This is a genomic window from Psychrobacter lutiphocae DSM 21542 (assembly GCF_000382145.1).
GTDB classification, from domain to species: Bacteria; Pseudomonadota; Gammaproteobacteria; order Pseudomonadales; family Moraxellaceae; genus Psychrobacter; species Psychrobacter lutiphocae.
In genome coordinates this window covers 131,693-154,806 of the sequence record NZ_KB907623.1, presented here as the reverse complement: position 1 = coordinate 154,806, position 23,114 = coordinate 131,693, and the positions used below count along the sequence as shown (strand labels likewise).

Annotated in this window: 18 protein-coding genes; 6 read left to right on the top strand and 12 right to left on the bottom strand. The window is 39.8% G+C overall.

What is annotated here, in order from left to right:
- Nucleotides 1–607: 607 nt before the first annotated feature.
- From menA to H140_RS0101610, 3 genes are all read right to left on the bottom strand, one after another.
- Nucleotides 608–1,702, bottom strand: coding sequence for a 1,4-dihydroxy-2-naphthoate octaprenyltransferase (gene menA, locus H140_RS0101620; protein WP_019671910.1), 1,095 nt, complete (start codon nucleotides 1,700–1,702; stop codon nucleotides 608–610).
- 159 nt (nucleotides 1,703–1,861) lie between these two features.
- Complete coding sequence (gene pssA / locus H140_RS0101615; protein WP_019671909.1) at nucleotides 1,862–2,710, bottom strand: CDP-diacylglycerol--serine O-phosphatidyltransferase; 849 nt, start codon at nucleotides 2,708–2,710, stop codon at nucleotides 1,862–1,864.
- A gap of 138 nt (nucleotides 2,711–2,848) precedes the next feature.
- Entirely contained in the window at nucleotides 2,849–3,724 is an 876-nt protein-coding gene (locus H140_RS0101610; protein ID WP_019671908.1) for a 23S rRNA (adenine(2030)-N(6))-methyltransferase RlmJ, read from the bottom strand.
- A gap of 363 nt (nucleotides 3,725–4,087) precedes the next feature.
- Here H140_RS0101610 and H140_RS0101605 point away from each other — a divergent pair, with 363 nt between their 5' ends.
- Nucleotides 4,088–4,990, top strand: a complete 903-nt coding sequence (locus H140_RS0101605) for a 2OG-Fe(II) oxygenase (RefSeq protein ID WP_019671907.1) — start codon at nucleotides 4,088–4,090, stop codon at nucleotides 4,988–4,990.
- 94 nt (nucleotides 4,991–5,084) lie between these two features.
- Nucleotides 5,085–6,323: a succinyl-diaminopimelate desuccinylase gene (gene dapE / locus H140_RS0101600; RefSeq protein ID WP_019671906.1), complete on the top strand. Its 1,239-nt coding sequence runs from the start codon at nucleotides 5,085–5,087 to the stop codon at nucleotides 6,321–6,323.
- 614 nt (nucleotides 6,324–6,937) lie between these two features.
- Here the strand turns inward: dapE and htpG are convergent.
- From htpG to H140_RS0101575, 4 genes are all read right to left on the bottom strand, one after another.
- A complete protein-coding gene (gene htpG, locus H140_RS0101590) occupies nucleotides 6,938–8,881 on the bottom strand; it encodes a molecular chaperone HtpG (protein ID WP_019671904.1) in 1,944 nt (647 codons plus the stop codon).
- A 261-nt stretch (nucleotides 8,882–9,142) separates the two neighbouring features.
- Nucleotides 9,143–10,171: a histone deacetylase family protein gene (locus H140_RS0101585; RefSeq protein WP_019671903.1), complete on the bottom strand. Its 1,029-nt coding sequence runs from the start codon at nucleotides 10,169–10,171 to the stop codon at nucleotides 9,143–9,145.
- Nucleotides 10,172–10,215: 44 nt separating this feature from the next.
- Nucleotides 10,216–10,839, bottom strand: a complete 624-nt coding sequence (gene puuR / locus H140_RS0101580; protein WP_019671902.1) for an HTH-type transcriptional regulator PuuR — start codon at nucleotides 10,837–10,839, stop codon at nucleotides 10,216–10,218.
- The gene (locus tag H140_RS0101575; protein WP_019671901.1) at nucleotides 10,808–11,554 is read right to left on the bottom strand and encodes a gamma-glutamyl-gamma-aminobutyrate hydrolase; all 747 of its coding nucleotides are present in this window, start codon (nucleotides 11,552–11,554) and stop codon (nucleotides 10,808–10,810) included. Before H140_RS0101575 ends, puuR begins: the two co-directional genes overlap by 32 nt.
- Before the next feature lie 389 nt (nucleotides 11,555–11,943).
- Here H140_RS0101575 and H140_RS0101570 point away from each other — a divergent pair, with 389 nt between their 5' ends.
- From H140_RS0101570 to H140_RS0101555, 4 genes are all read left to right on the top strand, one after another.
- The gene (locus H140_RS0101570; protein ID WP_019671900.1) at nucleotides 11,944–13,344 is read left to right on the top strand and encodes a glutamine synthetase family protein; all 1,401 of its coding nucleotides are present in this window, start codon (nucleotides 11,944–11,946) and stop codon (nucleotides 13,342–13,344) included.
- Between the two features lie 2 nt (nucleotides 13,345–13,346).
- Nucleotides 13,347–14,663, top strand: a complete 1,317-nt coding sequence (locus H140_RS0101565) for an NAD(P)/FAD-dependent oxidoreductase (RefSeq protein WP_019671899.1) — start codon at nucleotides 13,347–13,349, stop codon at nucleotides 14,661–14,663.
- A gap of 216 nt (nucleotides 14,664–14,879) precedes the next feature.
- Nucleotides 14,880–16,373, top strand: coding sequence for a Na+/H+ antiporter NhaC family protein (locus H140_RS0101560; protein WP_019671898.1), 1,494 nt, complete (start codon nucleotides 14,880–14,882; stop codon nucleotides 16,371–16,373).
- Nucleotides 16,374–16,598: 225 nt separating this feature from the next.
- On the top strand, nucleotides 16,599–17,981 hold the full coding sequence (locus tag H140_RS0101555) for an NAD-dependent succinate-semialdehyde dehydrogenase (RefSeq protein ID WP_019671897.1): 1,383 nt from the start codon (nucleotides 16,599–16,601) through the stop codon (nucleotides 17,979–17,981).
- 125 nt (nucleotides 17,982–18,106) lie between these two features.
- On the opposite strand, the gene H140_RS0101550 is transcribed toward H140_RS0101555, so the two are convergent.
- From H140_RS0101550 to H140_RS0101530, 5 genes are all read right to left on the bottom strand, one after another.
- Nucleotides 18,107–18,922 carry a thioesterase family protein gene (locus H140_RS0101550; protein ID WP_019671896.1) on the bottom strand — a complete coding sequence of 272 codons (816 nt, stop codon included), beginning with the start codon at nucleotides 18,920–18,922 and terminating at the stop codon, nucleotides 18,107–18,109.
- Between the two features lie 421 nt (nucleotides 18,923–19,343).
- On the bottom strand, nucleotides 19,344–19,892 hold the full coding sequence (gene rimI, locus H140_RS0101545) for a ribosomal protein S18-alanine N-acetyltransferase (RefSeq protein WP_019671895.1): 549 nt from the start codon (nucleotides 19,890–19,892) through the stop codon (nucleotides 19,344–19,346).
- A gap of 385 nt (nucleotides 19,893–20,277) precedes the next feature.
- Nucleotides 20,278–21,210 carry an electron transfer flavoprotein subunit alpha/FixB family protein gene (locus H140_RS0101540; RefSeq protein ID WP_019671894.1) on the bottom strand — a complete coding sequence of 311 codons (933 nt, stop codon included), beginning with the start codon at nucleotides 21,208–21,210 and terminating at the stop codon, nucleotides 20,278–20,280.
- Nucleotides 21,211–21,316: 106 nt separating this feature from the next.
- A complete protein-coding gene (locus tag H140_RS0101535) occupies nucleotides 21,317–22,066 on the bottom strand; it encodes an electron transfer flavoprotein subunit beta/FixA family protein (protein WP_019671893.1) in 750 nt (249 codons plus the stop codon).
- A gap of 630 nt (nucleotides 22,067–22,696) precedes the next feature.
- Nucleotides 22,697–22,912 (bottom strand): cold-shock protein, encoded by a 216-nt coding sequence (locus H140_RS0101530; RefSeq protein ID WP_019671892.1) that lies wholly within the window; start codon nucleotides 22,910–22,912, stop codon nucleotides 22,697–22,699.
- Between the last annotated feature and the right edge of the window lie 202 nt (nucleotides 22,913–23,114).

The window sequence follows — 23,114 nt, the reverse complement described above, 5'->3', positions numbered from 1 at the left end:
AAAAGTAAGACGGTTACTAATCTTGGCTCATTCGTTACTAGCAAATTTGCTTTCCGTATGTTTCATATAATGAATTAACTTCGAGTTTTTCTACTAATGTTGAATGATAATTTCTTATCGCTTCCTAAATTAGCAAAAATCCACACAAGTTGTTCTTCGATTCTAGCTTTTAAATAGTTGACTTATCTTGTCGTCCAAGGTAAGTTGTGCTTGTAATCAATAACTCATCCCTAATTTATGATGGTTAGTGTTACTTGCGAGCCGTCTATTATATATCGTTTAAAATATTTGTCAACAGCTTTTTTAATTCTTTTTAGGACCAGAGTTTGAATCCGAAGATTGTTCTCTGTGTTGTCCCAATGAGGTGCGTATTATACGCTGTTTTTATGCTGTGTCAAGAACTAATTTAAAAGTTTTTTGATTCTTTTAACTTGCTTCGCTTATGCTCGGCCTCTCTTGAACAGGTCGTGTATTATATAGAGTTTACGGTGAGTGTCAAGAGCATTCAACGTTATTTTTTTATTCACTTATTATTAGTTTTTTTGGTTTAGCTATTGGCTTCTTAGATCCATAACTGATAACACTGCTGAATTGTAAGTTGTAAGCTTTATAAGTAGTAGCTCAACGCAACTCCTAGTGCAAATAATAGATTGATCAACAAAGTGCTCATAACAATTACTTTTAGCTGACTGCCTATTAATACGGTATCAGCAAATGCCGCATCTGAGGATAGCTTAGTATGCTCATCTAAAGCTTTATCGCTAGACGCAGCATTGTCCGAACCAATAATAGTCGAAGTTAACTGACTGCCTAACGTTTTACTCGATTGAATCACCATTAAATGCTTTAAAATAAGCGGTAAAGCCAGTAACCAAATTGCGGTGTATAGATTGTAGTGCACCGCATAGCCGACATAACACAATAACGACAGCGTCATGAGTAGATAGTAGCCGCTTTGCATACGGCCTTTGCCCAAAATGACTGCCAGTGTTATTTTACCTGCCTGTTTGTCACTATCCACATCACGCATATTATTAACAAACAGCACGCATGCTGCCAGGCCACCACAACCGGTTGCTGGTAATAAATGGCTTGGATCAAACTGTTGAGTTTGTAAATAAGCACTACCCAACACCGCTAACCAACCAAAAAATATTAAAACCGCGACCTCGCCCATTGCACGATATCCATAAGGCCGCTTGCCCATGGTATAGGCCATCGCAGCAATAATAGCGATAATACCAAAAGCCAAAAACAATAAAAAATCACGCAAGTTATCAAAGCCCAGCGCAATTAAAACAACGCCAGAGGCAAAGCTCAAAGCAGCCCAGCTTAGTATCAAACGTTTGAAGGGAGCCGCTTGCAGCTGTCCACGTGCTAGCATGCGCTCTGGGCTACTGCCTGCTCGTAAGTCATCTGTACCTTTGACCCCATCTCCATAGTCATTGGCAAGATTGGATAAGATTTGCAATGCCAGTGCCACCCAAAAAGTTAGCGCCAGTACCAACCAATTATACCAGCTTATGCTTTGCTCATTTGCTAACTGTAATAACCCTAAGCTACTACCACAAACAATACTGGCTATCGCAAGTGGGAAAGTGCGTGGGCGTGTGGCTTGAATAAATGCTTTTAGCAAATCAGACGGTGGCTTGGAGGATTTAGAAGATTGATTGGATTTTGAAGTATGACGATGATTCACCATAACTGATAACTGTGCCCTTAAATACTTAGCTTATAGTATGCTTAGTTGCTGATTGCTTAGTTATTGGTATGTTTGATTGCTTATATGCTTGATTATTACTGCTTATTTAATTACGACTGTATTAGCCATTGAGCAACCTAGTCATTAATTAGGCTGCAATTAATGGCTCATCTTCGCTTTTAAAGTCGAAAAAATACCTGATAAAGCATAAATAACGCCAATCGCCAAAATACCTACTGGAATATCATAAAAAACAATTGCCATAATGAGCACCCCAATAATAAGCGCTACAAACGGCACTTTCTTTTTATCAAACTCTTTAAAACTATAATATTTTAGATTGCTCACCATTAATAAACCGCATATCACCACCCAAATAGCACCAGTTATCATAATATGAGTATCATACTTACCTATCCAATAATCATGATCAATAGCAACCATCACAGAGCTGGTCACTAAAATTGCTGCCAATGGGCTGGCTAAGCCAACAAAGAACTTTTTATCAACCTCACCAATTTGTACATTAAAACGCGCCAATCGGAATGCTGCACAAGCAGTAAAAACAAAAGCACAGGCGATACCAACTCTGCCCAAAGGCTGAAGTGTGAAGCTATAAATTAAAATAGCCGGCGCCACACCAAAAGCCAGCATATCCGCCAGTGAATCATACTGCTCACCAAATGGGCTTTGTGCATTAAGCAGCCGTGCAACACGCCCATCCGCCCCATCTAAAATAGCAGATAAAAAGATAGCTAAAGAAGCTTTATAAAACTCACCTTGCATACTGGATAATATTGAGAAGAACCCAGATAACAAAGACAAAGTGGTAATCAAGTTGGGTGCTAAATATACCCCTCGACTCACAACAGGATTACCATCCGAAACTTCACGCTCAATGACTTCAAATGTTAAGCTATCTAAACCCTCTATTCCTGATTCAGTAGGTCGTACATTTAGATGCTCTTGTTGCCCCTCATCTGAGTGTGAGGAATGTGGAGTCGTCATACTAAATCCCTTGTTGTTCTAATCAAAAATTACTCAAGTTTATATCTATTATCTATACCCCAATCACAACGCATTATACAGGCTGTAACTTGTCACAAGTCGAGAATGGAATATCTATACCTATACGTTAAACCCATCTTATTCACCCACTAGCCAGCGCACATTAACTGCTTGGCTTTGCGGCATCTCTGGTGCATCTTCAGGACGCAATAATGGCTGAATAAAATTTAGGATATCACGAGCATTTTTATCAAACTGCCATGGTGGATTAATAATTAGCATACCGGTACCGTTAAGACCGACTGCTACATCATTCGGATAAATATTAAGCTCACATAGCAGCTGCTTACGAATTCCAGTACGTTTCATTTTTTTATAAAACAGTTCAACTGCGTCAATATTCTTAATCGGAAACCATAGCGCATAAACGCCTTGAGGCCACTTTTCAACACTGGTAACCAATAATTCAACCAAACGGGTAAAGTCTTTGTGCTCTTGTTCATAAGGCGGGTCGATCAAAACAAGACCACGACGCTCAACTGGAGGGATAACAGCTGGAATACCTTCAAACGCATCTCGGTTATGAATGCCAATAGGTAATTTGTATAATTGATAGTTGAGCGCATCATACTCACTATTTTTAAACTCAAACGCTTCAGCTCGTATATTCAGATCTGGATGCTTCTCGACATGATGAGCCATCCACCAAGGAGATCCTGGATAGACATGCTTATCATAAGTTTGCTTTGCTTGATGAATATCCTCAACGTATTGGCGAACGGCGTCTGGCGCCTCACTCACCTCTGCATCCAAAATTTGTTGTACACCACTTTTTGCTTCACCTGTCTTGATCGCTTCCTCACTCATAAGCGAGTATAGACCACGACCACCATAAGCATCTAAAGCGTAGAATGGTTTGCCTTTTTTGCTCATTTGATTAAGCAGTTGGATAAGTAGTATGTGTTTTGCAACGTCAGCAAAGTTACCGGCGTGATAGGCGTGTTTATAATTCATAATAAGGCTTGTATTGTGATAAAGTATTTGATAATTAAATATTGATAACTAACTGCAAATTAAATATAGTTACTGAAACTGGTATCTATGGTAGCATAAGCTGGTTTAAAATAAGTATATTACTGGTTTAAAATAAGTATATTGCTGGTTTTAAATGAGTATATTACCTCACTCTCAACTCTTTGCGTAGGCTGTGGCTTTAGCCCAGCATATTTGATTAAAAAATATTTGATTAAAAAATACGTTTCATTGGGCTAAAAGCACCAAGCCATATTGGATTGTAATAAGCTGAGAGTGAGGTTACATTATAGTTAAATAGCTACCCTCCTCGTAAGCTTAGTCACTAACTAAGAGATTTCACCAATGACTAAAGTCATTCATACAGCCGTTACAAGACACTTAATCGAAGACACCTTATCCCAAAACAACGCAATTGACAGCAATACCACCCCCACACTATCTTCACCCAAAGACCCTATCTCAGTGGCAATACCGCCCCCTCTAATACCCTCTATTTTAGATCTAGCCAAAAAAAAGGCTAAGTTAGTATTACAGCAGTTACCACCTGATACCAGCTTCAGCTTAGTCGATGAAAAGAAGCACTCACTTACAATCACCATAAACCCATCGCAAACACAGCAAATATTGCAAGCATCAGACTTTAAGGTAAGCTGGACTGATATTGTCGATGACAAACGACTAGATGACTTGGTTAACAGTGGATTTATCGTACTTGATAATGTGTATAGCCCTACCGCACTACTCGCTTTACAAGCTGAAAGTGGCTTTGTCGAATATCGTGATGCCAAGCTTGCCCAAGGGATACGCAAAGCGGACATTCGAGGAGATCGCATTCGCTGGATTACACAAGACTTTTTTGCAGGATTTTACTACCTACAAAGCATCAATCAGTTAGCGCAACTGTTTAACCGCACCTTGTTCGCCGCCATACGCCACAGTGAAGCCCACTATGCCTGCTACCCACCAGGATTTGGCTATCAATGGCATACAGACAATCCAGCTGGACGAGATGAGCGGGTTATCTCAGCCGTTTTTTATCTCAATGATGACTGGAAACCAGATGACGGTGGTGAGCTATCCTTAATAGATAACCACGATCAACTTCACAAACTCACGCCTAAGGCCAACCGCTTAGTTCTCTTTAATAGCAACTTAAAGCACCAGGTAGAGATAGCCCATCGCCAACGCTATTCTATTGCTACTTGGTTACGCCATGATGATGTCGTATTAAGCGCTGACCCATAAAACCTTATTGGAAATAGGCTTAACCGAAGCTTACCCTCATCACTATCTTAATCATCAGAGTCACATTTTTTTATTAATTTTATTCGAGAAACTTATGAGCGCTAATAACACTGTCAACAACACGACCCACCACGCCACGACAAACCATCAACAAAACACCTTAGACCTCAGTATCGAACTAATGCGCCGTGATTCGGTAACACCTCATGATAAAGGCTGCCAAGACGTATTGGTAAATCGCCTACAACCACTTGGATTCAAAGCAGAATTTATGTATTTTGGCGATAAAGCAGCGGTAGCTGGCACTTACGATAAAAGCAATGTTGAGGTCAAAAATTTATGGCTACGACGTGGTGACAGCGAACCTCTCATCTGCTTCGCTGGTCATACCGACGTCGTCCCAACAGGCAATCCTGACAACTGGACAACCCCACCCTTTGAACCAACCATAAAAGAGGGCTATTTATGGGGGCGTGGTGCTGCAGATATGAAAACAGGTATCGCAGCTTTCACCATTGCGGCTGAAAATTTTGTCAAAAATCATCCTAACCATAACGGCTCGATTGCCATGCTCATCACATCCGATGAAGAAGGACCCTCTATAAATGGCACCGTGAAAGTAGTTGAAACTTTACAAGCCCGCAATGAAAAAATCACCTATTGTTTGGTAGGCGAACCTTCAAGCACAGACACTCTAGGCGATATCATCAAAAATGGACGCCGTGGCTCATTAGGTGGCGTACTCACTGTAACAGGCAAACAAGGTCATGTCGCCTACCCACATTTGGCGGTCAATCCAATTCATGCCTTATTACCTGCTTTGGCTGAATTTAGCATCACCGAATGGGATAAAGGCAATGACTTCTTCCCTGCGACCTCCATGCAAATCTCTAATATTAATGGCGGTACCGGCGCAAACAACGTCATTCCTGAAACGGTAGAAGTGGAGTTTAATTTTAGATTCTCCACCGAAACCACTGAAGCAGAGCTACGTGCCAAAACCCATGAAATATTAGATAAGCACTTTGCAACTAGTGATGCCAGTTATGACATTCAATGGAAACTGTCTGGCAATCCGTTTTTAACCGCTGAAGGTAAATTAGTTGATGCGTGTAAGATAGCCGTCAAAGAAGTAACTGGCATTGATACTCAGTTATCAACTTCAGGCGGTACTTCTGATGGTCGCTTTATTGCCCCCACTGGTGCTCAAGTGGTTGAACTTGGTGTCCGCAATGCGACCATTCACCAAGTTGATGAAAAAGTAGAAGTTGATGACTTGGGTAAACTGGCGCAGATATATGAGCGTATACTAGAAGAATTATTATTAGATTAAGATATCAATTTTGAGTGGCTCAATTAACTGTTTTTGGAGCTAATCCTGCTATCCGCTTGTAGTTGATTGCCTGTGGGGCACAGCATCTAAACACAGAGGCGTTCCATTATTCAAGCGACCTGAGGAGGGATTAAATGAGTGTCTGGGGGACACTCATCCCGACGCAAAAGAAAATCTGAGATTTTCTAAATGGTAAGATGCTGTATGCCCCACAAGCCACCAAGCTTCCACTTCTATCAGGGCTAGCGGTAACATCGTGTTCTTACAGATATATTAGCCATATCATAACCAAAAAAAAGGACTCATTGATATGGAGTCCTTTTGTTTAATAAAACGTTTTATACCAAATCTAAAAATTAAGCTATCGAGGAAAACGAGTGCAAACGCTACATATAGTAGGTTCAACGAGTTTGACAAAGATAGGTTATTTTTTAGAAAAGGTATTATTTTGTTTGGTGCGCATGGCACACCCTACTAAATAGCCACCCCCCCTAAATTAGAAATGCTATTTAAAGCATTTTTCTTGCGAGCCTAAAATTGCAGTACAATTTTTTAATGGCTCTCACCTTTAAATTAATGGCTCTCACCTTTCAAAAAGAAGGGAGGGGCTTTTTTTACTTCAACAACAAATCATTAACCCGTTTTAGATACCCTGCTGGATCATCAAGCTGACCGCCTTCAGCAAGTAACGCTTGATCAAAGATAACTTGCGCAAGGTCGTCAAACTGCTCACTAGACTCAAGCTTTTGAATCAGAGGATGGTTAGGGTTAACCTCAAGCGTTGGCTTAATATCTGGCACATCTTGACCCATTTGCTTTAGCATCTGTACCATCTGTGGTGTCAACTCGCCTTCACCCACAACCAGACACGCAGGGCTATCTACCAAGCGAGTCGATACTTGTACATCTTTTGCACGATCGCCTAGAGCAGCTTTTAGCTTATCAACCACAGGCTTTAAGCTTTCTTCCGCTTTTTTAGCTTCTTCTTTTTCTTCTTCGTCCTGTAAGTCACCTAAGTCCACAGCACCTTTGGCGATGTTTTGAAGTGGTGTGCCATCGTACTCATGTAGGAAGTTCATCGCCCATTCATCTACACGGCTGGTCATCAAGATAACTTCGATGCCTTTTTTCTTAAATAGCTCAAGCTGTGGGCTATTCTTGGCTGCCGCCAAGCTTTCAGCAGTCAGATAGTAGATGGCCTTTTGACCCTCTTTCATACGCTCTTTGTAATCAGCGAAACTGGTTTCTAAGCCGTCATGAGTACTGGTTGCATAACGAAGTAGTTTGGCAATGCGCTCTTGGTTACTCATGTCCTCGCCAAGACCTTCTTTAATCACATCACCAAACTCAGCATAGAATTGCTTGAACTTCTCTTGCTTGTCGCTATCTTCACTATTGGCCAAGCTGGCAAGTAGCGTTAATATACGGCGTGCGTTACCATCACGGATAGACTTCACATCACGTGACTCTTGTAAAAGCTCACGGCTGACGTTTAATGGTAAATCAGCAGAGTCGATAATACCTTTTACAAAGCGCAAATACATGGGTAATAGTTGCTCGGCATCATCCATGATAAACACACGTTTAACGTATAGTTTTAAGCCGTGTTGTTGCTCACGGGCATATAAGTCAAAAGGCGCTTTTTTAGGGATATACAGTAGCTGTGTATATTGCACACGACCTTCAACACGATTATGCGTCCACGCTAAGGGATCTTCAAAGTCATAGCTAATATTTTTGTAAAACTCTTTATATTCTTCGTCTTCAATCTCAGAGCTTGAGCGTGTCCACAACGCACTTGCAGTGTTGACAGTCTCCCACTCATCAGTAACAACCATTTGACCACCTACTGGTGTCTCACTATCATCACCGTCTTCTTTTACATCTTCTTGCCACACTTCTTTACGCATTTGAATCGGCAAGCTGATGTGGTCTGAGTATTTATTTACCAGACGTTTTATCTTATTACGGTCTAAGTAGTTATCTTCACCTTCAATAAACTCTTCTTTTAGATGTAGCGTAATGGCCGTACCACGGCTTTCTTTGGTAATAATTTCGGTAGTGAACTGACCACTGCCATCAGACACCCAGCGTACACCTTTATCTGCTGGCTCGCCTGCTTTGCGGGACTCTACCGTAATTGTGTCTGCGACAATAAAACCTGAGTAAAAGCCTACACCAAACTGACCAATAAGCTGACCGTCTTGTTTTTGGGCATCCGACAACTGCTCTAAGAATGCTTTGGTACCCGATTTGGCAATCGTACCTAGGTTTTCAATCGCATCGGCTTCGTTCATACCAATACCGTTATCAATAAAGGTTATGGTTTTGGCATCTGTATCAATATCGATACGTACTTTCAGCTCACCATCGTCTTCATATAGACTGTCATCGGAGGTGGCTTCAAAGCGCAATTTGTCGCAAGCATCAGAGGCATTTGACACTAGCTCACGCACAAAAATATCAGAGTTAGAATACAGTGAATGGGTTACTAAATGTAGTAACTGGGCAACCTCCGCCTCAAAGACGTGTTGTGTGGTGTTTTGATTTTCGCTCATAGTATCCTCTGTGATTATTGGTTTAGTTATTGGTGTTTTTTTGGATTAGTGATCTTTTGGATTAGCATTGTCTGTTTTGTATGCTATCCCTTTAGGTTACTTTACTAACTAATAGGGGCGAGGTCTGAATTTTTCAACCAGTCAGTTGCTATATTTCAACGATAAATTTTATTTATAAATAAAACCAGTCAAATTTTGACTGGTTTAACTTCTATACAGTGAATGCTATATAGAGTGATGAACAAAATTAGATAAACAAAACTAGGTCATCAGCCCTTTTAAGAAAGATTGCAGATTAATATTTAACTTATCCACAGTATAACCGCCTTCCACCAGCACAATAAGGGATTTATCAATGGCTTTCATGTTTTGAGCTAATACTTCAAAGCCTTTGGTGCTAACAGCACACCGAGCTTCTGGATCCTCTTCAAATACATCAAAGCCTAGTATATGTATCACCACATCTGGATTGTAAAGCTTGACTGCATCAATTGATTGATCAACATGCTTAAAAAAAGTTTCTTCGCTAGCTCCATGCGGCATAGGGAAGTTTAAATTAAAGCCATAACCTTCCCCCTCACCTTTTTCAAACTCATGTCCTGTTACCGCTGGATAAAAATTAATTGGCGAACCGTGTACGGACGTATAAAGCACATCTTTACGATCATAGAATATTTCCTGCACCCCTTGCCCGTGGTGCATATCAGTATCAATAATGGCTATTTTTGCATATTTTTGGCGCAGATATTGAGCAATAATGGCGCCATTATTAAGATAGCAAAAACCACCAGCGCTCTTCTTACCAGCATGGTGTCCAGGTGGCCGTGATAAACATACCTGAATAGCACTTTGATTCGACTTATCATTGAGTAATGCATCGGCTGCTGCTAGAGCCGTCTGTGCTGACCAATATATGGTGTTCCATGATCCTTCTCCGAACGGCGCACTATCATCTGCTTGATACTTGGCCGCTTTGGCCATGATACCTAAACCAGGATTATTATCGGGTACATATATGCCAGTCTGTACTTGAGCGCCAAGATCTTCTTCTACCGCCTTCCACTCTTCATAGCCATTTTTTAAAAACTCGACATAACCGTAATCATGTACCTCTAAAATTGGATTTATACCCAAATCCTTGGCATTAATTACGTCAAGCCCTAGTGCTTTAGGAGCCTTAAGTAGCTCCTCTAATCTTTGTGGTATTTCAAGCGGCTCACGCATTTGCCCATATGAGAAATAAGGGAGCGGTTGATGCGTGTTATTGTCTCTATGACTATAAATTTTCATGATTAACAATCCTTTGTATAGAGTGCTATTATTCCTAAATTTGATTAATAGGTTGCTGGGGTATGGGCACTGACGATACGAGTAATGTTAGAAGTCGGGTTAATAAAGGTGTGTGGCTGACTGGTATCAATCACATAGCTATCACCTTGTTTTAATAAATATGAATTTTTATTAATATGAATCAATATTTTTCCTTCAATAACCGTACCTATCTCCTCTCCTTCGTGAGTAATTTTTTCTTCTGTAGAGCTATTGGGCTGATAAGTTTCTATTAAAAATCCAAGATTTCTAGTAGGTGCAAAGTTGTAAACTTGCTTTAATGACACCCCATTTTTTTTGGGATCACTTAGCTCAATTAACTGGTCTTGAGAGACGACTACCTGAGCCTTGGTCTGTCCCCAATCATCACTAAAAAAAGTATTTAGATTAGAGCCTAGTACCTCAAGTATAGCGGCTAATGTATTGACCGCTGGACTGACTTTATTGCGCTCAATAGAGCTAATTGCAGTATTTGTAAGACCTGCAAGCTTTGCTAACTTACGCTGAGAAAACCCCTTTGATAACCGTAATTGATTGATTTTATCGCCAATAGAAGGATCGATGCCTTGTTTAATGGACTCTGTTGAGATTTCAGCTTTATCCCTTGATGCTTCTGGCTTGTTTTGCATGCTTAATTAATCCTGAAAATAGATACTTAGACATTTCATCTTTAGCATAATCAGCTTCTGGATGCCATTGAACTCCTAGTAAAAAAGGATGTTTTGGTAGGCTTATGGCTTCAATTAAAGTATCAGGTGCAGTGGCTTCTACAAATAAATCCTCACCTACTTTATTGATACACTGCTTATGCAAAGAATTGACTTTCCATTTGTTATTAAAGGAGGATAGGTGACCTCCTCCATTAATAATAACATCATGTATGGGTTGATATTGAACTTCTAGGGGAGCATTACTGTCTTCAAGGTGTTGTTCAAAATAACACCCTACCTCTCTCCAGTCTGGATGCAACGTACCTCCAAAATAGACATTCATCTCTTGCAAGCCGCGGCATATAGCCAACAAAGGCAATTGCTTATTTTTTGCATAATCCAATAACTTAAAGCTTAACTCATCGCGAGTTAAGTCTTGCTTTAATTCCTTATGGGTGGCTTTGTATCGTGCTGGGGCGACATTGCTATAACTGCCCGTTAACAAGATACCATCCAGCATCGACATTACAGGTTCAAAGCTATCTTCTTCTACGATGACATGTGGTAACAAAATGGGGGTGCCACCGTAGTGGTGTATGGCGTTGGTGTATTTTTCATAAACATTTTGCGAGGGCTGGTTATCCACTATTTTATGGCAACACACAATCCCAATAACTGGCTTAGAACTTGTCATACTAACATCCTTATTAAAAACTTAATTATTATTAACATGAAATAAAAGACAGCGGCCACGTTGAACTATTTTGATTCCCTATTGCACCACAAAGGAGCAAAACTTAAGTATATCTTAGCGATTTAGGTTAACCAAGACGGTGCTTTACTCATCCTATACTAAAAATAGCATTCAAATTAAAGAATGTAAAATATATATTTCAAAATGGCATAGTCTTAGCATAATGAGTTATATATCACTCATTTTATTATTTTTAAGATAGTATTTGACAACTATATATTTCACCCTTATATTGAATTTGAGGTCAGGTAGTAAGTAAATCTTAATTAATTTCTTATTATCTATTACTTAACCTCCTCACTAGGACGAAGTATCAAGGATGTATTGCAATGGAAACTATTAATAATATTTCAAGCGCACACTCAGTAGTATCACCTGAAGTGACTGTCTCGAAGCTCAATAACAACCCCTCATCAAACTCTCAAATAGAATATGTCTATATAGCAGCCTGTGACATAAATGGCTTAATGCGTGGTAAGAGAATTCCTCATAATCAGTTATCTAAGGCTGTAAAAGCAGGGGTTCGCTTACCACTTTCTATATTGGGAGTGGATATTTGGGGGGCAGACGTGATCGAATCTTCTCAATCTAATGGTGACATCGATGCCATAGCCGTGCCTACTGGTCGGGAAGCCTTTAATCTCATTAATACCAGTAAATCGTCCTCATTATTACCCGTTTGGTTATACGATGAAGACAATAACCCTTATTATGGTGACCCTCGTCACGTTTTATCTCATATTAGTCAGCAATTTAAAGAGCTCGGTTTAACCCCAGTTATGGCCACGGAATTAGAATTTTATTTGGTGGATTATACTGAGGGCAAGACACCTAAGCCCCCTATTCGACCCAAGAATGGTTTAAGACTGAACAAGACTTCAATCTTGAGTATTAATGATTTATTGCAGTTTGATGAGTTTTTGGATGAGGTTTACGATGAGTGTCGTAAGTTAAACATCCCAGTCGATGCGGCTCTTGCAGAAAATGGTTGTGGTCAATTTGAAATTAATCTACTTCATGTAAATGACCCTCTTAAGGCTGCCGATGATGCAGTTTTATTCAAACAAATCGTTAAGTCCGTTGCTGCCAACCGTGGATTTACAGCGACCTTCATGGCCAAACCTTATGGTACCCAATCTGGAAACGGCTTCCATGTTCATTGCAGCCTACTCGATGAAGCGGGCAATAATGTCTTTGACAATGATACTGAGGAAGGATCGGACCTATTAAATAATGCGGTTGCAGGGCTATTGGCCACTATGTCTGACTGCACCTTATTATTCGCCCCCCACGTCAACTCTTATCGTCGATACACCCCTGGTACCTTAGCCCCTAACAATATCTCATGGGGTTATGAAAACCGAACTGCTGCAGTGCGGATCCCTGGCGGTGACCCTAAAGCTCGTCGAATTGAACATCGAGTTTCAGGAGCAGATGCCAACCCTTACCTAGTTTGTAGTGCAGTACTCGCTGGCATGCTTTATGGCATCGAAAACAAACTAGAAGCTCCTGAACCTATCAACAATATTACCTATAATATTGAAAACCTTAGTACTTTACCTATGGACTGGTTTTCCGCAATTCGTGAGTTTGAAAGTAGTGATGTTATTGAGTCCTTATTCCCTATGCAATTGATAGACTTATTAATAGATGTAAAAAAACAAGAAGCGAAACGCTTTGCCATGCAAGTCACTAACCTTGAATATTTAACCTACTTACAGGATGTTTAATTATGACTAACAATAAACGTAATATTCCGCATTATTCAGATCAAGGTCAATATCCAGATAGTTACTACGCTGCCAGTCGTAATCCCAAGCCTGATCGCCCTACACTAAAGCAGGACATAAACTGCGAGACATGTATTGTGGGTGGTGGATATAGTGGGTTATCAACAGCGTTACACCTAACCGAAACTGATCATGATGTTGTGTTGCTTGAAGGCGCGCAAATCGGTTGGGGAGCATCGGGACGCAATGGGGGTCAAATAGTTAATGGCTTAAATGCCAGTTTACAAAAGATTAAAAAATCTTATGGAGATTCCACGGCTGACTTTGTCGGACAGCTGGTCACAAGAGGCAATAAAATCATCCGCCGTTTTATTGCCGATTACAATATCCAATGTGATCTTAAAGAAAAAAATATCTTTGCAGCATTTAATACTAGCCAAATGAACGACTTGATAGATACTCATGAACTGTGGGAAAGCCATGGTATGCATGAGCGTGAAATACTCGATAAACAGGGTATTCAACAGTATGTCAACACAGATGCTTATATCGGGGGCATGATAGATCATTCCGGTGGTCATATTCACCCCCTAAATTTGGCCCTAGGTGAAGCGGCAGCCATCGAGAAAAATGGCGGTACTATCTATGAAAATACGCTGGTGGTTGATATTGAATATAGTGATACAGGCGCAAAAGTTATTACCGAATTCGGTACTGTTACTTGCCAAAAAATCGTCTTATGCGGCAATGCCTATCTAAACAAAGTCATTCCAAAGCTCACTGATCGTATTATGCCTGTCTCTACCCAAATTATTGCGACAGAACCTTTAGGAGAGCTTGCAGATGAGCTTATTCCTAGTGATGTCTGTGTGGAAGATATGCGTTATATCTTGGATTATTACCGTCTTTCTGCTGATAAACGTATGTTGTTTGGTGGTGGTAGTGTTTATGGTGGTCAAGACCCTGCTGATATTAAGGCAAAAATTCGCCCTAATATGATTAAAATATTTCCACAATTGCGTGATGTGCAAGTGGATTATGCTTGGAGTGGTAACTTCGCACTATCATTTTCAAGAGTACCGCAAATGGGGCAGTTACACGATCGGGTGTTATTTGCGCATGGCTATAGTGGTCATGGGGTAACTGGATCTCATTTGTTTGGTCAAATTTTAGCAGACGCTATCAATGGTAAGACTAAAGAATTTGATACCTTTGCCAAAGTACCATGGATACCCTTCCCTGGAGGAAGATCTTTAAGAGTGCCCTACTCTGTTATGGGCTCATGGTGGTATGCCCTTAAAGATAAAACTGGGCTATAGACCATCGTAATTTTACTAGGAGCTTGTAACTGAGAATATTATTGAACAACAGAGATGAAGTCGCTCAAAGCAAATGAATAACCTCAGCTTTAATTATTTTCAACGAATGTAAAGGATTTACATTACTAGCTTCAGAAGCTATACCGAATCAAAAAGCCACAACTAGTGGTGTCATCGAGGGGTTAAGACACCCATCATTATATAAGGAATGTATAAATGAATATGAAGCTAAACCAAGCTATTTCAGAGCAATATGATAATAAACGGCTGTTTCTTACTTTGCTGGTAGGTATTGCTATCTATGTGGCATTTGCAACCCTCTCGTATTTTCATCGAGACTCAGGTTCTTGGGGACTATACTCCCTTCTTCCAACTTTACTGGTACTAGTTACAGCCATTATTTCTCGACGTCCTTTTGAATCTATGATCGCAGGTTGTATTGCCGGTTTAGTGATGCTTAATCCTTTTAATTTAATTGACCCCTTTGCAAATAATCTGTCTACTGTTCTAGGCAATGAGACTATTATATGGATTATCTTAGTCTGTGGTTTTATGGGCGGTTTGATTCAATTGCTTGAAACCAGTGGTTGCTTAAGTGGCTTTAGTGATTGGTTAAAAGGTATTATTAAATCTAGACGGCAATCGCTAGTAGCTACTGCTTTTCTTGGTGTAGTAGTGTTCATTGATGATTACTTAAATTGTTTGGCCGTTTCTACCTCAGTAAAAAAACTAACCGATCACTATCAAGTATCCCGTGAAAAGCTGGCCTATATTGTCGACTCTACCGCAGCACCGATGTGCGTCATCGTGCCTATTTCAACTTGGGCAGTTTACTTCGCTGGTCTTTTGGAGGAGAACGGCGTTGCCGGTGAAGGTGGCGGGATGAGCTTGTACATCAGTGCCATTCCTTATATGGCTTATGCTTGGTTAGCTTTGATTATCGTATTTTTAGTTGCTTTTGGTGTCTTAGGAAATTGGGGACCAATGAAAAAGGCCGAGGCAAGGGCTCAAGCCGGTGAACCAATTCCACCAGATTTTATGGATAAAGATTTGGTCTCAAATGTAAAAGCTAAACGCAAGCTGTCGTTTAAAGCCAATATTATCAATTTTGCTATTCCAATGATTCTTCTGATTGCATCAACAGTTTATTTTGAAGTAGATTTATTAAAAGGCGCTATCTTGACCTGCTTTGTTACTGTCATTCTATATTGGATTCAAGGTTTATTAAGTTTTGAGACTCAAATTGAATCTATATTCAATGGCTTTAAAGTGATGTTGTATCCTTTATCTACGGTAATTGGAGGTTTCTTTTTAAAAGCAATCAATGATGAATTGGGCATGACCCCTTATATCATTCAAGCCATCACCCCTTATATGACTTTGACTACCTTCCCTGCTGTTATTTTTGTGGTCATGGCATTTTTAACGTTTGCAACGTCGTCAAGTTGGGGTTTATATGTACTTGCCATGCCGATTGTGTTTCCAGTTGCAGATGCGTTAGGAGTTAGTACGCCACTGGTCATCGGTGCCTTATTATCTGCCTCGTCATTTGGTAGCCATGCTTGTTTCTTTAGTGACTCTTCTTTATTAGCAGCTCAAGGAGCAGGTTGTACGCCTATGCAGCATGCTTTCACTCAGTTCCCTTATGCGTTACTAGGTGCTGTGCTAGCGATAACTAGCTTTGTTGCCTTAGGATTTATGATGGCGTAAGGTTTATTTAATATAGAATAAAGGATAGGTAAATATGTCATAAGGCGCTTTCATTACTAATGTTAGCCCCTTATGAAATAGGAGACAATGTACTATGTTAGGATAATCTGTGCATTACTTCCTATATCATCTTACTAATTGATATTGAGGAAGTTATCTATATTGATTAATAAAAGTATATTCGCTGTCTATAAACTATGAAACCAGTAAAAAAGGAATATTATAATGACTACTGATATCATCTATAAAGTAACTAACCCAGCTACTGGAGAGATTGAAAAGACTTTTACCACTGCCAGTCAAGCGGATGTTAAAAACACATTACAGCAAGCCAATAAAGCTTATAAAGCTTGGAAGAACACGCCCATCGATGAGCGCCGTCAAATATTGCACCGTATTGCTGACAAATATCTTGAGCAAATTGACGAGTTAGCCGCCATAGTTACCCGTGAAATGGGAAAACCAATAACACAAGCTAAAGGAGAGCTATCCTTTGTCGCCGAGATTTTTAGATATTATGCTGATAAAGGACCCGAGTTATTAAGACCAGACACAATTGACGTTGACAAAGGTAAGGCTCGGGTAGAGAAGCATCCTATTGGGGTATTACTTGGTATCATGCCTTGGAATTACCCCCACTATCAAGTAGCACGTTTTGTTGCTCCAAATATTATGGCAGGGAACACGATTATATTAAAGCATGCTCCTCAGTGCCCCGAAACTGCTGACGCCATACAGACCTTATTTGCCGAAGCTGGTCTCCCTAGTGGGGTTTATAACAATATTTTTGCCACGAATGATCAAGCCGCTGACATCATTAGAGACCCACGCGTACAGGGCGTGTCGTTAACTGGCTCTGAAAAAGCAGGTCAAGCTGTCGCTCAAATCGCCAGTAGCGCCCTTAAAAAAGTAGTTCTTGAGCTTGGAGGGTCAGATCCATTTATCGTCCTTGATGATGCTGATTTAGATAAGGCCGTTAAACACGCTATCGATGGTCGTTTTGGCAATGCGGGGCAGGCGTGTAATGCCGCCAAACGTATCATTGTTCTTGACGCTATCTATGATAGTTTTGTTGAAAAATTCACCAAAAAGGTCAAGCAAATGACGCCTCAAGACCCCATGCAAAAAGATACCAAAATGGGACCACTTTCTTCTATTGAGGCTGCTAAAAATCTACAAAAACAGCTTAACGGTGCAGTCAATGCAGGTGCTACAGTATTGGTTGAGGGCGGTTACCAAGATAGTCAGCCTGGAGCATGGTTCAAGCCTACTGTCCTGACCGGTGTCACTAGTGACATGCCCGTCTATCAACAAGAGTTATTTGGTCCTGTTGCGGTGATCTATAAAGTGGCAACTGTGGAAGAAGCCATTCGATTAGCCAATGATGTGCCCTTTGGACTTGGGGCTGCGGTTCATACAACTAGTGAAGCCTTGGCGAATAAGATTGCTAATGAGCTTGAGGTGGGTATGGTCACGATTAATGCTCCATCAGGAAGTGAAGCTAATACTCCGTTTGGTGGTGTCAAACGTTCTGGCTTTGGTCGTGAGCTTGGTAAATTAGGCATTACAGAGTTTTTAAACTATAAATTAGTCCGTGATAAATCTTAGTCACCGTCAAGATTAGATTCAATGAAACTTAATCACTGTAGGCCGCCCTTAGAAAGGTATCATTAATTAAATTTGGTATATTTAGGACGGTCATTACTTTGGCATTAAGTCAATGATCTCAAGTACTATTTGGGTATGGCACGTAACGTCAATATCTGCTCACTACGCCCAAACGGACCTTGAGTATCATGCAAAATAGCACTGGTCAATCCAATACCATCTGTACCATATTGCTGCACCGCCTCAATACCCAGCCACTTCCCTTGTGGTAAGCGGTGCAAATGAATTTGCAAATCGGTATTAGGAAACGCCCATTGTGTCTCATTTAGTTTCAGTCCTTGACGAGGTACCACGCCATTAGCCGTATCTACCAACCCCATAAGACGTACCACATCTGACGTATGCTCACCAGAGACCATCTGTAAATCACTGCTTAGCCATACCACGCCTTTACCTGGACGCCGCTGTGGGTCTGCTACCACTGAAATACTTTTGATAAAACCTCCTGGCCATGCTTTTAGGCCTTGCCACTGATTAAAATGCTTAGGTGAGTGTGTCAAAGGCGTGTCTTCAAGACCAAAAATAGCGGTTGTATCTTGGGTTAATAATCGCCAAGCACGGGCAATAATACACTCTCGACTACCGCTACTCATCACTGCCTCAACCAATTCAATGGTTTTACCTGGTCTAATCATACGAATAGTAATACTAAACTCATCAAGAGGGATTAATCCTAATATATCAAGACTTAAACGAGCTAAGCGTAAATTCTGCTGCGGTGCAAATTTGATAATCTCATGTGTTAAAATTCCAGTAGCTGGTGCCATATGCTGTTCATGCTCATTCCACGCTCCTTGCGCATGTGGTGTAGGCTTATAGTGAGCAATAACACTGCCATCTGATTGGGCTTCTCGTATAATAAATTGGTAATATGAAGTCATAAGTCATCCTTAACTACTCTTAATTTCTATCTTATTTTTATGCCTTAGCTTACTTTATATACTGCTGGCATAACTGTTACCATTTTCAAAAAAAACTATTGCTTCTAATAACTCAGATTTAGCGTTTTTTCTGTATTTAGGACATTTGCCGTTATGATTACAGTTGGGATTTGCTTCATCATCACAGACTAACTGTATTGGTTGTGAGGGTCAAGCTTTTTAAACCAATCCATCAATGGAAGCTAATATCTGATATCTTATCTATTTAGCTGAACTACCTAGCTGATGTTACGCTGTGACGCACATTTTATTTTATCATTAAGCTGTAAAACCCTATCCTTTAGAGCAGAGATATAAGGCAATAATAATTATCACCTAAGAAGCACTAAGCCAATAATATAGATACACCCTTCATATATCTCTAACTCTGAGTATCTAGTTGATATTCCATAATTAAGGCATCACAGACAGGGTTGATATAATAGGCCTTTCTAGTATGAATAATAACAAATCCTAGATTTTGATATAAAGCAATCGCTGGTATATTGTCGGATCGTACTTCTAGTAAAATACGCTCTAGTTGCATCTCTGGCATCTGCGCTATCAACTGGGTTAATAATTGCTTTGCTAGACCTTGGCGTTGATAGTCTGGATGCGTACCTATTCTTAAAATTTCTGTTACCTCAAACACTGTGCTAAACAGACAATAAGCCACCACCTGTGCTGTCTTGTTATGCAAATTTCCACTATATAATTTGTAATAGTTGAACTCTTGTTGGTTTTGCTGACTGTCAATAACTACGACCCAACAATGATTGATATCTTGTTGTAACAGCTCGTAAATAACCTGTGCGTCCCAGCTATCTGCCGACTGCAACAAACACTCAATGTCTGCAATCTCTTTAATACACTGGCTATCTTGCGTTTGATATGATGTATTTACTACCGCTAGATATTTATTATTTTTCATAAGCTGCTATTTGTGAACCATGTAAGAGATTTAACTTGTCAATATCTAGATATTACAAACACGTATCGCCTTGATTAATACCAAATCTGAAAATTAAGATATCAAGGAAAACGAGTGCAAACACGACAATGCAAACCCTACATGCAGTAAGTTTAGCGAATTTGACTAAGATAGGTTGATAGGTTGTTTTTCAGAAAAGGTATAAGACAATCTTGCCTCATTTTATCTATAAATACCAATAAAAAAAGCCCCCACTATTACAAATGAGGGCTTTTATTTTAATAGCATAAACAATTAGCGTAAACGGCTACCATAATTGATGTTGTCTAAACTTATACCACTTATCAGCATCAATTTATAGCAACTATATTTCGTTAGCGCCAATTTACAGCTTGCTGGTTAATTCTGGTACAGCGTCATATAAGTCAGCTTCTAAGAAGTAATCAGCAACGCTTGCAATTGGTGCTTCTGGATCATTGTTGATAGCAACAATCACTTTAGAGTCTTTCATACCCGCTAAATGCTGGATGGCACCTGAGATACCAACTGCAATGTATAAGTTAGGAGCAACGATTTTACCAGTTTGACCAACCTGCATATCGTTTGGTACATAGCCTGCGTCAACTGCGGCACGTGAAGCACCGATAGCTGCACCTAATTTATCAGCTAGAGGCTCGATAATTGTCGTGAAGTTTTCACTATTAGCTAGTGCGCGACCACCTGAGACTACGATTTCTGCAGAAGTTAATTCAGGACGATCTGAAGAGGCTAACTCTTCACCAACGAAGCTTGAAGTGCCTGCATCTTGCACATCTTCTTTTTCTTCGATCGTTGCAGAGCCACCTTCTGCTGCCGCTGGGTCAAAGGCTGTTGCACGTACAGTAACTAGCACTTTATCTTCACTAGTCTTAACTGTTGCAGTTGCGTTACCTGCATAAATAGGACGCTCAAACGTGTTAGCATCTATAACTTTTGTAATTTCAGAAATCATACTAACATCTAGTAGTGCAGCGACGCGTGGTAAAAAGTTTTTACCATTACTGGTTGCAGGCGCTACGATGTGGCTGTAATCACCAGCCAAGTCTTTTACTAATAAAGAAACATTTTCTGCTAACTGATCTTTATAGGCTGCGTTATCGACACAAATTACTTTGGTAACGCCTGCAACTTTTGCCGCTTGCTCAGAAACGGGATGGCATTCTGCGCCCGCAACCAAAATATGAACATCATCGCCTAGCTGTGTTGCTGCAGTTACTGCGTTTAAAGTCGCTTTTTTAAGCTCGACATTGTCATGTTCTGCATATACTAAAATTGCCATGAGATTATTATCCTTTCTAATATTTTTATATATTGAGATGATATGGTAACGATTGGTTGTAACTTAAAAAGAAATATATCTATTTAGTTATTAATTATTTGGGTTATTAAATAACTTTTGCTTCATTTTTAAGTTTGTCGATTAGCTCATCAACTGAACCAACTTTAACGCCAGCTGAACGCTCAGCAGGTGGTGTTACTTTCAAGATCTCTTGCTTAGACGCCATCTCTACACCATAATCTGCTGGTGTTTTTTCATCAAGTGGCTTTTTCTTCGCTTTCATGATGTTTGGCAACTTAGCGTAACGCGGTTCGTTTAGGCGTAAGTCTGTGGTAATGATGGCTGGTAGAGTCAGTGCTACTGTCTGCAAACCACCGTCGATCTCACGGGTAACATTAACTTTGTCGCCTTCTACTTTTACTTCAGAAGCAAATGTACCTTGACCAGCACCCATTAAAGCGGCGAGCATCTGGCCTGTTTGGTTATTATCATCATCAATAGCTTGCTTACCTAATAGTACAATGTCTGTACCTTCTTGTTCAGCAATTGCTTTTAAAATTTTTGCAACTTGTAACGGATAAGCTTTGTCATCAGTTTGAACCAAGATACCACGGTCGGCGCCTAGCGCTAGGGCAGCACGGATTTGCTCTTGTGCTTCTTTTGGACCAATTGATGCAATGATAACTTCATCAACAACGCCTGCTTCTTTTAAGCGTACTGCTTCTTCAACTGCAATTTCACAAAATGGGTTAATTGACATCTTAGTATTACTAAGATCTACTGCAGAGTTATCAGCTTTAACGCGTACTTTTACGTTATAGTCAATCACACGTTTAACAGCGACTAATGCTTTCATACGTTCCTCGTTTATTAATGTTATGAGTTATTAGAGTTAATAATTATATGCCGTCTGCTTATCGTATCTTCGAACAGCGACACAGCAGGTTACAAGTCATTCTTATATATCTTAGCCAATATATGCACTAATTTATATAACAATTTGTAGGATTTAATTAACTGAAAGATATTTAAGTTAATCAATTTTCCCCATTTCTTTACAAAAAAAATAACTTTATGTTTATTTTATACTATGCTGATATAGCAATCTTTTAGTTTGCCATTAATTGACTATAAATAAAGATTTATTATCAAACGCCACTATATTGCGTGAGCAGCTTTATAAGGTCAAGCTTCTGGCGTGAATAAAGGGTCATAAATTTATACCTAGTCTAAAAATCGGCTATGTTGCTGAAATTATTGTCATGTCAGCGTCTATTGTAGTTGATTGCTTATTGTAATTGACTGTTTATTGTAATTGACTGTTTATTGTAGTTGACTGTTTATTGTAGTTGACTGTTTATTGTAGTTGAAAGCTAAATCAAAAAAAAGACAACCTTCTTTAGAGGGTTGTCTTTTATAATTCTTTGACTCTTTCACCTATTATAGATGACAGATACTACTTAGTCAGTCAAAGCTTATCACCAAACTATTCAGCTGTTTCTATTTGCTCAGCTTGTGGACCTTTTTGGCCTTGGCCTAGTACAAAAGTAACTTTTTGACCTTCAGCAAGGGTTTTAAAGCCGCTGCCTTGAATAGCACTGTAATGAGCAAATACGTCTTGACCGCCATCATCTTGTGCGATGAAACCAAAACCTTTTGCTTCGTTGAACCACTTAACAGTACCTTGTACACGTTCTGACATAACTTTTCCTAATAAAAAATGATTTAACTATAGTCATGATGCTTTTATTAGGCACGTACTACGGTTGTAGCGGATGTGCCTGTAGAAAGCGTAAATCGAGTATTATTGATTAGAATGTGAACTAATCTTCACTCTAATAAACAGATACTTTATACACCACTACCATAAAATGCAGTCATGTTTGAATCAGTAGCTATGCTAT